This window comes from Streptomyces sp. NPDC054834 (assembly GCF_053611185.1).
Map to the genome: position 1 here is coordinate 212,726 of NZ_JBSGZV010000007.1, position 12,246 is coordinate 224,971.

Genomic DNA, 12,246 nt, shown 5'->3' on the forward strand with positions numbered 1-12,246 from the left:
CCGGACCACCGGGGCGCCGGTCGGATGCCGCCAGAGGTGTCAGGTGTCCCCGGTCGGGTGAGTGTCGCGTACATCGTTCGGACCGTCAGCATGCGCACCCCGGCGACAGTTGGGAAACTGATCAACGTGCACAGACGCGGACATTTCAACCCGGCATTCGACCCGGAATGTGAGGCAGATCGCATGGTGGCTCCGGTATTCGAGGACGTCGACCCCGCGAGCGACTGCGACTGCCCCGGATGCGCCCACTGGCGGCGCCTTGGCCCCTCGGCCCCGACCGGCCGGTTCGGCGGTCGCCCGGCGGCCCGCCGGGCCCTGGTCGTAGCCGCCGCCGCGTCCGCCGCCGTCGGCGCGGGCCACCCGGCCGCCGCCCTCGTCGCGGCCCATGCCCCGGACCGGCCCGGCGGACCCCACACCCCGGCGGACGGCGACGTAACCGACACCCCCCAGGGCGCCAAGGCTCCGCTGCACGGCCCCGGCGGCAAACCGGCCGAGCCCGCCGATCCGGCCGACCCGCCCGCCACCACCCGCACGGCGATCATCGAGCGGGCCAAGACCTGGGTCACCGCGCAGGTGCCGTACAGCATGACCGAGTACTGGTCCGACGGGTACCGGCAGGACTGCTCGGGCTACGTCTCGATGGCCTGGAACCTGGGCGGCAACGAATGGACCGGCAGCCTCGACCAGTACGGCGTGAAGATCACCAAGGAGGAGCTGCAACCCGGCGACATGCTGCTCTTCCACAACCCCTCCGACCCGGAGAAGGGCTCGCACGTCGTCCTCTTCGGCGGCTGGACCGACTACACGCACACCTACTACACCGCCTACGAACAGACACCCCCGCACGCCCGCCGCCAGGCCACCCCCTATGCCTACTGGAGCAACTCCGACAAGTACGTGCCCTACCGCTACAAAGGAGTGACCACCGCCACGGTGGACTCGACGGCGGACTCGACGGCGGACTCGACGGCGGACTCGAAGCCGGGCGACGCGGCCCCCGCGTCCGCCAGGGCGACACCGGCCCCCTTCCCGGGGACGGTGTACTTCGGCCCCGGTGCCGACAACAAGTACGTCACCCAGCTCGGCCGGATGCTGATCGCCCGGGGCGCCGGTGCGTACTACCCCCAGCAGCCCGGCCCGCGCTGGACCGAGGCCGACCGGCGGGCGACCCGGGCCTTCCAGCTCGCCCAGGGCTGGACGGGCCCGGACGCGGACGGGCTGCCCGGGCCGCGCACCTGGGAGCTGCTGGCGACCGGCAAGGGCAAGGACATCGCACCCGGCCCGGCCGACGCCCCCGCCTCGCACGGCGTCGCCGGCTACCCCGGCCGGAACCTGTTCCGGCCGGGCGCGGACAACCCGTACGTCTACCGGCTCGGACGGCGACTGGTGAAGAAGGGGTTCGGCCGGTACTACCCCGACGGACCCCACTCGCGCTGGAGCGAGGCGGACCGCCGGGCCGTCGAGGCCTTCCAGCGCGCCCAGGGCTGGCGGGGCGGCGCGGCGGACGGCTGCCCGGGACCCGAGACCTGGCGGCGGCTGTTCTCGTAACCGTCCCCCTGTGACCATCCATTCGTGAAGCGTCTGGCGCGGAGGCTGGAGGCACGCATGAGCACGACCACTGAGCACACGTCCGATTCCGAGGGGCCCGCCGGGGAAACGCCCAGGCCCGCCCGGCTGATCCACAACGAGGCCACCACCGAGATCCCCGTCCACCTCCTCTTCCGCGACGACCCCGACCCGGCGCCGGTGCCGTTGCGGCCGGCCGTGGTGGGCCGCCGGCAGGGCACGGGCGAGCAGCCACGGCTGGTGGGCCGGCCAGGGCCGGCCCGGGCGCGGCCGGTGCCGTCGGCCGACCCCGAACTCGTCGAGCGGCCGGCCCGGGCGCTGCCCGGGGCGGCGGGGGTGCTCGCCGGGGCCTGCGGGATCGCCGGGTGCCTGGCCACCTCGTGGTGGGCGGGAGTCCTCCCGTCGTTCGCGTCGCACGCGCCGCACCTGTCGGCGTCCGCGGGCGCGGGAGTGGGTCCGGCCCAGTGGGCGGCGTACGCCGGGGCCGGCGCGATCGGGCTGCTGGGCTTCGGCGGTCTCACCCGGGGCCGGACCGGGCGGGCCTGGGTGCTCGGGCTGTTCGGCCGCTACGGAGGAACGGTTCGCCGCACCGGCCTGCTGTGGGTCAACCCGCTCACCCGGCGGCACCGGGTCGACGTACGGCTGCGGCACTGGCGCAGCGAGTCGATGCCGGCCGGCGACGGCAACGGGGTGGCGCTGCGCGTGGTGGTGCTCGTGGTGTGGCGGGTGCGGGACACGGCGCGGGCCTGTCTCGGTGTGGACGACCACGAGACGTATCTGCGCGAGTGCGTGGAGGCGGCGCTGGCCCGGGTGCCGGTGGAGGTGCCGGACGGCGGGCGGGTGTTCGTGGCGGCGGCGGGCGACGCGCTGACCCGGCTGGTGGCGGCGGACGCGGCGGCCGTCGGCCTGGAGGTGTTCTCCGTGCGGCCGGTCCGGGTCGAGTACGCGCCCGAGGTCGCCGCCGTGATGCAGCGCCGGCGGATCGCCGCGCTGGACGCCCAGCAGCGGTCCCGCATGCTCACCTCGGTCGTCGACTCGGTCGAGGACACGGTGACCCGGCTGACCGTGCGGGGGCTCGTCGACCTCGACGACTACGAACGCAAGTCGCTGGTGCGGGACCTGACGGTGGCGTTCTGCGTGGGGCGGCCGCAGCCGGGTGTGTGAGCGAAAACGCGCCCCTTGATTGGTATGGACATGTTCATGTAACCGCAATAATCTGACACTTGGTCTAGACCTGCACAGCTCACTGAACCTCCCCCACGTTCTCCAGGAGCGGCAGCATGCGCACACAGACCAAGGTGTCCGCAGCCGTGCTGGGCCTCGCCACCGCCGGAGCCTTCGTGCTCTCCACCGGCGGTGCGAGCGGTCACGGCTACACCGATCTCCCCATCAGCAGGCAGAAGCTCTGCCAGAACGGCACGGTGACGAACTGCGGCGACATCCAGTGGGAGCCGCAGAGCGTCGAGGGCCCGAAGGGCTTCCCCGCGGCCGGTCCGGCGGACGGCCAGATCTGCAACGGCGGCGTCAGCCGGTTCTCCCAGCTCAGCTCGCCCAAGACGCCGTCCGGCGCGGACTGGCCGACGACGAAGGTGAACGGCGGTCAGAGCTACACCTTCCGCTGGCAGTTCACCGCCATGCACGCCACGACCGACTTCAAGTACTACGTCACCAAGCAGGGCTGGAACCAGAACCACGCCCTGTCCCGCTCGGACCTCAACACCACCCCGTTCCTGACCGTGCCCTACGGCGGTCAGCGCCCGCCCGCCACCCTCAGCCACAGCGGCACCCTGCCGACCGGGCTGAGCGGCCATCACGTCATCCTCGCGGTATGGACGATCGCCGACACGGGCAACGCGTTCTACGCCTGTTCGGACGTCACGTTCTGACCGCCGTCCAGGTTCAGAGCTTCTCTTGAGGAGCGTGCGCCGGCGGGCGGGGTACGTTCCCGCCACGCCGATCATCGGGGCCGGCGCACGCACCTCGGGGGTCTCATGGAAGCTCTGTTCTATGTCGTACCCGTTGTCATGATCGCGTTCATCGTGTTCGCCGCGGTCCGGCTGATCGGCCGCTCCCGGCAGATCAGCAGCGCCTGGAACAGCGGCCTCACGGCCGAGGGGCGATGTCTGCGGTCGTACACCACGACCAGTGGTGGCGGGGACACCTCCGTGACCACAACGATCCACCACGTCTACGAGTTCACGACACGCGACGGACGCACGGTCCGGTTCGACGAGGAGAACGGCCCCGCGACCACCGTCGAGGGCGACTTCGTGACCGTCCACTATCTGCCGGACCGCCCCGAGCAGGCCACGGCGCACGCTCCCGCACGAGGCAGGCTCGCCGCGGGTCTCGGCTGCATGCTGGCCTTCTTCGGCGTGGCCATCGCCTTCTGCGTCGTGTTCATGGCCATCGCCCATTACGTCTTCGCGGAGTCGGACGGCCTGATGCCGTAGGGCTCCACATCTGACGGTACGTCAATTACCGTGCGCCTCCATGAACTCCAGTGAGCGCACGGTCGCCGAGCTGATCGCGGCGCGGTGGGGGGACCACCGGCCGGGGCTGTGGTTCGAGGAGAGGGTGCTGACCCACCACGCGGTCGCGGCCGGAGCCGCCGCCCGCGCCGCCCTCCTGGCCGACCTGCTGCCGCCCGGCGCCCAACCGCACGTCGGGGTGCTGCTCGACAACACCCCGGAGTTCCCGCTGTGGCTGGGCGCGGCCGCACTGGCCGGCGCGGCGGTCGCCGGGATCAACCCCACCCGCCGGGGGCCCGAGCTGGCCCGCGACATCCTGCACACCGAGTGCCCCGTCCTGGTCACCGAGCGCACCCACCTCCGGCTCGTCGACGGCCTCGACCTGCCCGGCACACGCCTCCTGGTCACCGGCACCCCGGAGTACGAAGCCCTGCTCGCCCCGTACGCCGGCGCCGTACCCGATCCCGCCCGCGCCACCCCGGACGACCGCCTGCTCCTCTACTTCACCTCCGGCTCCACCGGCGCCCCCAAGGCCGCGATCTGCTCCCAGGGCCGCCTGGCCGCCGCCGGGGACTCCCTCGCCGCGCAGTTCGGGGTCCGCCCGGACGACGTGCACTACATCTGCATGCCGATGTTCCACGGCAACGCGGTGATCGCCGACTGGGCGCCCGCGCTGGCGGCCGGGGCCGGGGTGGCGCTCAGGCGGCGGTTCTCGGCGTCCGGGTTCCTGGCGGACGTGCGCCGGTACCGGGCGACGTACTTCACCTACGTCGGCCGGGCGGTGCAGTACGTCCTGGCCACCGAGCCGTGCCCCGACGACCGGGACAACCCGCTGCGCCTCGGCTTCGGCACGGAGGCCGGGGCGGTGGACGCGGCGGCCTTCGAGCGGCGGTTCGGGGTGCGGCTGGTGGAGGGCTACGGCTCCTCCGAGGGCGGCGCCGCGATCCAGTGGTCGCCGGGCACGCCGTCCGGCGCGGTGGGGCGGGCGGCACCGGGGCTGGTGGTGCTCGATCCGGAGACGTGCGAGGAGTGCCCGCCGGCTCGCTTCGACTCCGCCGGGCGGCTGGTGAACGGGGACGAGGCCATAGGCGAGCTGGTCAACCGGGGACCGAACCCGTTCGAGGGCTACTGGCGAAACGCCGAGGCGGAGGCCGAGCGCCGCCGTGACGGCGTGTACTGGACGGGCGACCTCTTCTGCCGGGACACCGACGGCTACCTCTACTTCGCCGGCCGCGCCGACGACCGCCTCCGCGTCGACAGCGAGAACCTGGCCGCCGCGATGATCGAGAACATCCTGGCCCGGTACGAGGGCGCCACGGCTGTCGCCGTGTACGCGGTGCCGGACCCGGTGGCCGGGGACCTGGTGATGGCGACCGTCGCCGGGGACTTCGACCCGCCGGCCTTCGCCGAGTTCCTGCTCGCCCAGCCCGATCTGGGCACGAAGATGGCGCCCCGGTTCGTCCGGGTGGCGGAGCGGATGCCGGTGACCGCCACCAACAAGATCCAGCGGGCGGGGCTCAGACGGGAGGGCTTCCGGTGCGAGGATCCGGTGTGGTGGCGGCCGCCGGGGGAGTCCGCGTACCGGAGGCTGACCGCAGAGGACAGGGCCGCACTGCTCGAGGAGTACCGGGTACGGGGGCGGGAGGGGCTGCTCACTCGGTGACGGCCCGAGGTGACGAGAAAGGGCCCCTCGCTCGAAGCGAGGGGCCCCTCATCCGTGCGCCGCCAGGGACTCGAACCCCGGACCCGCTGATTAAGAGTCAGCTGCTCTAACCAACTGAGCTAGCGGCGCATGACTCCCGCCTTCCGCTTTCCGCGGCGGGCGACGAAGAAAATACTACCCGGTCCCGAGGGGTGCTCGGGACCGGGTTCGGTCGCGCTAGATCGCCAGCGACAGCAGCACCGGCGCCGCGTTCCGGTTGAGCGCGTCCGCGGCCTGGCGCAGGCGGTGGGCGTGCTCGATCGGGAGGGACAGGGCGAGGCAGCCCACCGAGGCGCCCGCTGTGATCGGGACCGCCGCGCAGACCGTGCCGACCGCGTATTCCTGGAGGTCCAGCATGGGCACCGTCGGCGGCTGGGACTCCAGGCGGGAGAGCAGGAGCTTGTCGCTGGTGATGGTGCGCGAGGTGAGGCGGGCCATCTTGTGGCGGGAGAGGTGGTCGCGCCGGGCGTTGTGGTCGAGCTGGGTCAGCAGGCTCTTGCCGATCGCGGTGGCGTGGGCGGAGTAACGGAAGTCGACCCACTCGTTGACCGCGGGCGTGGCCGGGCCGACCGCGCACTGGGTGATCTTGACCTCGCCGTCGACGTACCGGCTCATGTAGACGGCCGCGCCGACCGAGTCGCGCAGCCGGTCCAGGGTGTGCTGGAGCGTCTCGCGCAGAGCGCCCTCGCGGTCACGGGCCGAGGTGAGCCGGGCGAGGGCCGCCCCGGTGACATACGCCCCGTCGGCGACCTGCTCGACGTACCCCTCGCGGCGCAGCATGCGCAGCAGGGTGGTCAGGCGCTCGGGGCCCAGGCGGGTGTGACGGGCCAGTTCGGTGTCGGTCACCCCGGTGGTGTGGCGTGCCACGGTCTCCAGGACGCGCAGGGCGTCCTGGGCGGAGTGGTACGGGGCGGTCGGCTCGTGCTTCAGCGCCACGGTGTTCCCCCTGCGCTCGCTCTGTGGGCCGCGATCCGGACGGCGGATCCCTATCACGATAACCGGCAAGAGCCGCACAGGGAGAGGTTGTTGGCGAGAAAGTGGCCCGCATGTGGCCTCTCAACTGCGGCGCAGGCTCACTGGCATATGCCTGCGGCATGAACCGGCGTCCGGACCTCGCGTGATGGTGCGTTCACTTCCTGTAGTCAGAGGACCGCGCTGAGAAATTCCCGGGTCCGTTCCTTTTCCGGGTCACCGAAGATCCGCTCCGGCGGCCCCGATTCGATGACCCGTCCGCCGTCGAACATCAGTACCTGGTCGGAGATGTCCCGTGCGAAACCCATCTCGTGGGTCACACAGAGCATGGTGATGTCGGTGGTGTGCGCGATGTCACTGAGCACATCGAGGACGCCCGCGACCAGCTCCGGGTCGAGCGCGGAGGTCACCTCGTCCAGCAGCAGCACCTTCGGCCGCATCGCCAGCGCCCGGGCGATCGCCACCCGCTGCTGCTGGCCGCCGGACAACTGCGTCGGCCGGGCGTCGCACTTGTCGGCCAGACCCACCAGGTCCAGCAGCTCCCGGGCCCGCGCCTCCGCCTCGTCCTTGGACAGGCCGAGCACGGTCACCGGGGCCTCGGTGACATTGCGCAGCACGCTCATGTTCGGGAACAGGTTGAACTGCTGGAACACCATCCCGATCTTCTTGCGGACCTCGCGCACCTGCTTCTCGGGTGCCGGGAAGAGCTGCTCTCCGTCGACCGTGATGGTGCCCTCGTCCGGCTTGGTCAGGGTCATCAGCAGCCGCAGGATCGTGGTCTTGCCGGAACCGGAGGGGCCGATCAGGGTGACGTGCTTGCCGGCGTCGACGGAGAAGTTCAGCCGGTCGAGCACGGTGTTCGTGCCGAACCGTTTGGTGATCCCGTCCAGGCGGATCAGCTCGCCCCCGCCGGTGGACGGGCCGGCACTGGCGCCGGGTTCTTTCATCAGAGGGGTGTCAGCGGACAAGGCGTCGCTCCAGGGCTCGTAGAAGAAGGGAGGACAGATAGGCGATGAGGATGAAGGCCACGCCGATCACGGTGACGGGCTCGGTGAACTGGAAGTGCTGCTGGGAGTACAGCCGTGCCTGCCCGAGCATCTCCAGCACGGTGATCGCCATCAGCATCGGCGTGTCCTTGAGCATCGAGATCACGTAGTTGCCGAGGGCGGGCACGACGCGCCGGATGGCCTGCGGCAGGATCACCGCGGTCCACGTCCGCCGCCGCGGCAGGTTCAGCGCCGTCGCGGCCTCCCACTGGCCCACGGGCACCGCCTCGATACCGGCCCGGTAGACCTGCATCGTGTAGGTCGAGTAGTGCAGGCCGATCGCGAAGACGCCGGTGGCCAGCGCCGAGAAGGTCAGACCCCACTCGGGCAGCACGTAGAAGAGGAAGAACAGCTGCACCAGCAACGGGGTGTTGCGGATGAACTCGGTGACGACCCCCACCGGCCAGCGCACCCAGCGGGTCGGCGTCCGCATCAGCAGCGCCCACACCAGACCCAGGGCGAACGAGATCAGCGAGCCGAGGGCCAGCGCCTTAAGCGTCACCTCCAGGCCGTCCCAGAACTGCGGCATGAATCCGCTGACGGCGCTCCAGTCCCACTTCATGCGGCACCTCCGCCCGCGGCACCCACGCCGGTCATCTGTGCGCGCTTGCGTTCACGCGCCGTCGTCTCCGTCCCGGGGCCCTTGCCGATCCCGGCCCTCAGCCGCTTCTCCAGCACCCGCATCAGCCGCGTGAGCACAAAGGCGATCACGAAGTAGATCAGCAGGACGTACGTGTAGATCTCCGCGCTCTGCTGGAGCGCCAGCCGCACCAGGTTGGCGCTGAAGGTCAGGTCGCCCATGCCCATGACGGAGACCAGCGCGGTGCCCTTGAGCAGCTCGATCAGCAGGTTGCAGAACGGCGGGACCATCTCCGGCACCGCCTGCGGCAGCAGGATCAGCCTGAGCCGCTGCGCGGGCGTGAAGCTCAGCGCGACACCGCCCTCCCGCTGCGCCGGGTCGACGGCCTGAAGCGCGCCGCGCACGATCTCCGCGCCGTACGCCCCGTAGGTGAGGCCGAGCGCCAGCGTGCCGGCCCACAGGGGCACCAGCTGCCAGCCGAAGGCGATCGGCAGCACGAAGAACACCCAGAAGATCATCACCAGGGCCGAGGTGCCGCGGAACACCTCGGTGTAGAAGCCGGCGAGGAAGCGGACGATCCACAGCCGGTGGGTGCGGGCGACGCCCACCACGAAGGAGACGGCCGTGGCCAGCAGCGCGCTGAACACCAGCAGCTGGACCGTGGTCCAGACTCCCTCCAGTACGAGTTTCCAGAGCCCTGAGGTCATTTGCCGCACAGCTCCTTCGCGGTGAGATCGGTCATCTCGGCCTTGGTGAAGCCGAACGGCCGCAGGATGCGCTCCAGCTCCCCGCTCTTCCTGAGCTTCTTCAGCTGGGCGTTGAAGGCGTCCCGCAGCTTCGTCTCCGTCGGCCGGAACGCGAACGCGCCCCCGTCGACGCGCGGTTTGCCGTCCACCACGGGGACGAAGGGCTTGATGGCCTCCGCCTTGGCCGACTTCGCCACCACCTGGCGGACGGTGACGGCGGTTCCGGCGAAGAAGTCGACGCGGCCCGCCTCGACGGCGTTGAGCCCGGCCACCTGGTCCGGGACGATCAGGATGTCGCTCTCCTTGTAGCCCGCCTCGACCGCGTGCTGGATCTGGGCGTACCCGGTGCCGATGGCGCACTTCGCCTTCTTCGCCACGGCGTCCTTGAAGGTGTGCAACCCCTTCGGGTTCCCCTTCCGGACCACGAACGAATCCAGCATCTGGTAATCCGGGTCGGCGAAGATGACCTGTTCGCAGCGATCCGGGGTGACGTACATCCCGGCGGCCACGACGTCGAACTGCTGGGAGTTCAGGCCGGGGATGAGGGAGCCGAACTCCGTCGGGACCGGCTGCACCCGGTCCACCCCGAGCCGCTTGAAGACGGCCCGCGCCAACTCCGGTGCCTCACCGGTCAGCCGCCCGTCCTTGTCGATGTATCCGAAGGGGATCTCACCGGCGATCCCGAGGCGTACGACGCCCTGGGCCCGGAGCCGGTCGAGCAGCTCGCCGCCGTTCGTGGTGGACGCGGTGGCCACGCGTGAGCAGCCCGCGGCGCCCAGCGCACCGGCCGCCGCGATACCGGCGAGCACCGAGCGGCGGGTGTGTCTGCGTTCGTATCCGGTTGTGTGATGGTCGTACCCGAGTGGTGGAGCCATGGCGGCGCGGCTACCCGAACACAAGCCACTTATGCGCCACGGTTTTCACGCGCCTGCGGCGGTACGCGGCGCGTACGGGGTACACGTACCGCCGGCCGGACGAACCGCAGGAGGGCAGGACATGACCGCACTCGGAATCCTCTACCCGGGTCACTTCGCCGAGGACGACTACGCGCGCATCGAGCAGCTCCTCGGCAGCGACATCCGGGTGGACCTGGTCCGCATCGAGGTCGCCGAGGACATCCACCGGGTCGACGCGCTGCGGGAGATGGGTTCACCCGAGCGGCTCGCGGCGAGCGTGGAGGGGCTGCGGCTGGCGGGCGCGGAGGCGGTGGTGTGGGCGTCCCCCAGCGGCAGCCTCGGGCACGGCTGGGAGGCCGCCCAGGAGCAGGTGCGCGCCCTGGCCCGGTCGGCGGGCATGCCGGCCTCCTCGACCTCCTTCGCCTTCGTGCACGCGGTGCGGGAGCTCGGGGTGCGGCGGGTGGCCGTCGGGGTGCCCGCTCCGCAGGAGGTGGCCGATCTGTTCGCCGACTTCCTGCGGGCCGGGGGCGTGGAGGTGGCCGGTGTGCGGGCGGCGGGAGCCGTGACGGCGGAGGAGATCGCGGAGTGGGGCGAGACGGAGACGCTGGCGCTGGCCCGGGCGGCGGACGCGGCCGGCGCGGAGGCGGTGGTGCTGCCGGACACCGCGTGGCACACGGCGGCGCACGTCCCGCTCCTCGAGGAGGCCCTGGGCAAGCCGGTCCTCACGGCGAACCAGGTCACGGTGTGGGAGGGGCTGCGGCTGGCCGACCGCCGGGTGAACGCGCCGGCGCTGGGGGCACTGTTCACGCGGGAGCCGATCGTGCAGGCCTGAAGATCCGAGCTGCCCGGGAATAAACCGGAGCCACCCTCCTGTTAAGCCTCTCCACAGGCCACCGCCGAGCAACAGGAGGCACCCACCGTGTCGGCAGACGAGATCCGGGGAACCGCGCAGGGGAGCGCCCCCGTCCCCCTCTCCGTGCTGGATCTGGTGACCGTCGGCGCGGGGAGTACCGCCACCGACGCACTGCGGACCAGCGTCGCGCTGTCGCGGCTCGCGGAGTCGCGGGGATTCCACCGGTACTGGGTGGCCGAGCACCACTCCATGCCGGGGGTGGCCTCCTCCTCGCCGGCCGTGATCCTGGCCCACCTCGCCGCGCACACCGAGCGGATCCGGCTCGGGTCGGGCGGGGTGATGCTGCCGAACCACGCGCCCCTGGTCATCGCCGAACAGTTCGGGACGCTGGAGGCCATGGCGCCCGGGCGGGTCGACCTCGGGCTGGGGCGGGCACCCGGGACCGACGGTGCCACCGCGGCCGCGCTGCGCCGCACGGACACGCTGAACGAGGGCGCGGACGACTTCCCGCAGCAGCTCGCCGAGCTGACCCGGTTCCTCGACGACGACTTTCCCGACGGGCATCCGTACCGGAGGATTCACGCCATACCCGGACCGGTCCAGGCGACCTCCCCGGGCGGCGTCCAGTCACCGCACCGCCCGCCGGTCTGGCTCCTCGGCTCCTCCGGCTTCAGCGCCCGCCTCGCCGGTCTGCTCGGCCTGCCCTTCGCCTTCGCGCACCACTTCTCGGCGCAGAACACGATCCCGGCCCTCGACCTGTACCGGGAGTCCTTCCGGCCGTCCGCGGTGCTCGACCAGCCGTACGCCCTGATCGGTGTCTCCGCACTCGCCACCGACGACGAGAAGGAGGCCCGTCGGCAAGTACGCTCCACCGCCCTGAACATGATCCGCCTGCGCACCGGGCGGCCCGGCCTCTTCCCCACCCCCGAAGAGGCCGAGGCCCACGAGTTCAGCCCGATGGAGGAGGATTTCGTCGCCTCCTGGACCGGCAACATCGTCCACGGAACGGCCGACGAGGTCCGGACCGGCCTCGACGAACTCCAGAAGCGAACCGGAGCCGACGAGCTGATGCTCACCTCACACGCCCACCGCGGTGAGCTGCGCCTGCGCTCGTACGAACTCGTCGCGGACGCCTACGGGTTGCCGACCGCGTAGGTCTGGGTGCCGAGCAGCTCGGAGATGCGGTCCGGCGGCACCGGCCGGGAGGACTGCGGGCCTTGGCCGGTTTCGCGGCCGGTTCGCCGGCCGGCGAGGGGGCGGCGGGGCTCGACGAGCCGCACCGGTGGGCTGTTGCCGACCGCGTGTGCGCTGCGGTGACGTGCGCCTGCGCTCGTACGAACTCGTCGCGGACGCCTACGGGTTGCCGACCGCGTAGGTCTGGGCGCCGAGCAGCTCGGAGATGCGGTCCGGCGGC

Annotated in this window: 13 protein-coding genes and 1 tRNA gene; 7 read left to right on the forward strand and 7 right to left on the reverse strand. The window is 71.6% G+C overall.

What is annotated here, in order from left to right; translation table 11 throughout:
• The first annotated feature begins 183 nt into the window (after nucleotides 1-183).
• From ACWGJM_RS12805 to ACWGJM_RS12825, 5 genes are all read left to right on the forward strand, one after another.
• The gene (locus tag ACWGJM_RS12805) at nucleotides 184-1,548 is read left to right on the forward strand and encodes a peptidoglycan-binding protein (protein ID WP_453411680.1); all 1,365 of its coding nucleotides are present in this window, start codon (nucleotides 184-186) and stop codon (nucleotides 1,546-1,548) included.
• 57 nt (nucleotides 1,549-1,605) lie between these two features.
• Entirely contained in the window at nucleotides 1,606-2,730 is a 1,125-nt protein-coding gene (locus ACWGJM_RS12810) for an SPFH domain-containing protein (protein WP_453411681.1), read from the forward strand.
• A gap of 116 nt (nucleotides 2,731-2,846) precedes the next feature.
• The gene (locus ACWGJM_RS12815) at nucleotides 2,847-3,452 is read left to right on the forward strand and encodes a lytic polysaccharide monooxygenase auxiliary activity family 9 protein (RefSeq protein WP_453411682.1); all 606 of its coding nucleotides are present in this window, start codon (nucleotides 2,847-2,849) and stop codon (nucleotides 3,450-3,452) included.
• A 105-nt stretch (nucleotides 3,453-3,557) separates the two neighbouring features.
• Nucleotides 3,558-4,019 (forward strand): DUF3592 domain-containing protein, encoded by a 462-nt coding sequence (locus ACWGJM_RS12820; protein WP_453411683.1) that lies wholly within the window; start codon nucleotides 3,558-3,560, stop codon nucleotides 4,017-4,019.
• Nucleotides 4,020-4,059: 40 nt separating this feature from the next.
• Nucleotides 4,060-5,700, forward strand: a complete 1,641-nt coding sequence (locus ACWGJM_RS12825; protein ID WP_453411684.1) for an AMP-binding protein — start codon at nucleotides 4,060-4,062, stop codon at nucleotides 5,698-5,700.
• A 55-nt stretch (nucleotides 5,701-5,755) separates the two neighbouring features.
• Here the strand turns inward: ACWGJM_RS12825 and ACWGJM_RS12830 are convergent.
• The 6 genes from ACWGJM_RS12830 to ehuB all read right to left on the reverse strand — a co-directional run bounded on the left by ACWGJM_RS12830 (nucleotide 5,756) and on the right by ehuB (nucleotide 9,958).
• Nucleotides 5,756-5,829 (reverse strand) — tRNA-Lys (locus ACWGJM_RS12830).
• Between the two features lie 87 nt (nucleotides 5,830-5,916).
• Complete coding sequence (locus ACWGJM_RS12835) at nucleotides 5,917-6,675, reverse strand: IclR family transcriptional regulator (RefSeq protein WP_453411685.1); 759 nt, start codon at nucleotides 6,673-6,675, stop codon at nucleotides 5,917-5,919.
• A gap of 206 nt (nucleotides 6,676-6,881) precedes the next feature.
• A complete protein-coding gene (ehuA, locus tag ACWGJM_RS12840; RefSeq protein ID WP_453411686.1) occupies nucleotides 6,882-7,658 on the reverse strand; it encodes an ectoine/hydroxyectoine ABC transporter ATP-binding protein EhuA in 777 nt (258 codons plus the stop codon).
• 10 nt (nucleotides 7,659-7,668) lie between these two features.
• A complete protein-coding gene (gene ehuD / locus ACWGJM_RS12845; RefSeq protein WP_453411687.1) occupies nucleotides 7,669-8,319 on the reverse strand; it encodes an ectoine/hydroxyectoine ABC transporter permease subunit EhuD in 651 nt (216 codons plus the stop codon).
• The gene (ehuC, locus tag ACWGJM_RS12850) at nucleotides 8,316-9,044 is read right to left on the reverse strand and encodes an ectoine/hydroxyectoine ABC transporter permease subunit EhuC (RefSeq protein WP_453411688.1); all 729 of its coding nucleotides are present in this window, start codon (nucleotides 9,042-9,044) and stop codon (nucleotides 8,316-8,318) included. Before ehuC ends, ehuD begins: the two co-directional genes overlap by 4 nt.
• Nucleotides 9,041-9,958, reverse strand: coding sequence for an ectoine/hydroxyectoine ABC transporter substrate-binding protein EhuB (ehuB, locus tag ACWGJM_RS12855; protein ID WP_453411689.1), 918 nt, complete (start codon nucleotides 9,956-9,958; stop codon nucleotides 9,041-9,043). The genes ehuC and ehuB overlap by 4 nt, the downstream gene beginning before the upstream one ends.
• 121 nt (nucleotides 9,959-10,079) lie before the next feature.
• On the opposite strand from ehuB, the gene ACWGJM_RS12860 reads away from it, so the two are divergent.
• Together ACWGJM_RS12860 and ACWGJM_RS12865 are read left to right on the forward strand one after the other, a co-directional pair.
• Nucleotides 10,080-10,811 carry a maleate cis-trans isomerase family protein gene (locus ACWGJM_RS12860; protein ID WP_453411690.1) on the forward strand — a complete coding sequence of 244 codons (732 nt, stop codon included), beginning with the start codon at nucleotides 10,080-10,082 and terminating at the stop codon, nucleotides 10,809-10,811.
• Nucleotides 10,812-10,898: 87 nt separating this feature from the next.
• Entirely contained in the window at nucleotides 10,899-11,987 is a 1,089-nt protein-coding gene (locus ACWGJM_RS12865) for an LLM class flavin-dependent oxidoreductase (RefSeq protein WP_453411691.1), read from the forward strand.
• On the opposite strand, the gene ACWGJM_RS12870 is transcribed toward ACWGJM_RS12865, so the two are convergent.
• A complete protein-coding gene (locus ACWGJM_RS12870; RefSeq protein ID WP_453411692.1) occupies nucleotides 11,966-12,112 on the reverse strand; it encodes a hypothetical protein in 147 nt (48 codons plus the stop codon). The genes ACWGJM_RS12865 and ACWGJM_RS12870 overlap by 22 nt on opposite strands.
• Between the last annotated feature and the right edge of the window lie 134 nt (nucleotides 12,113-12,246).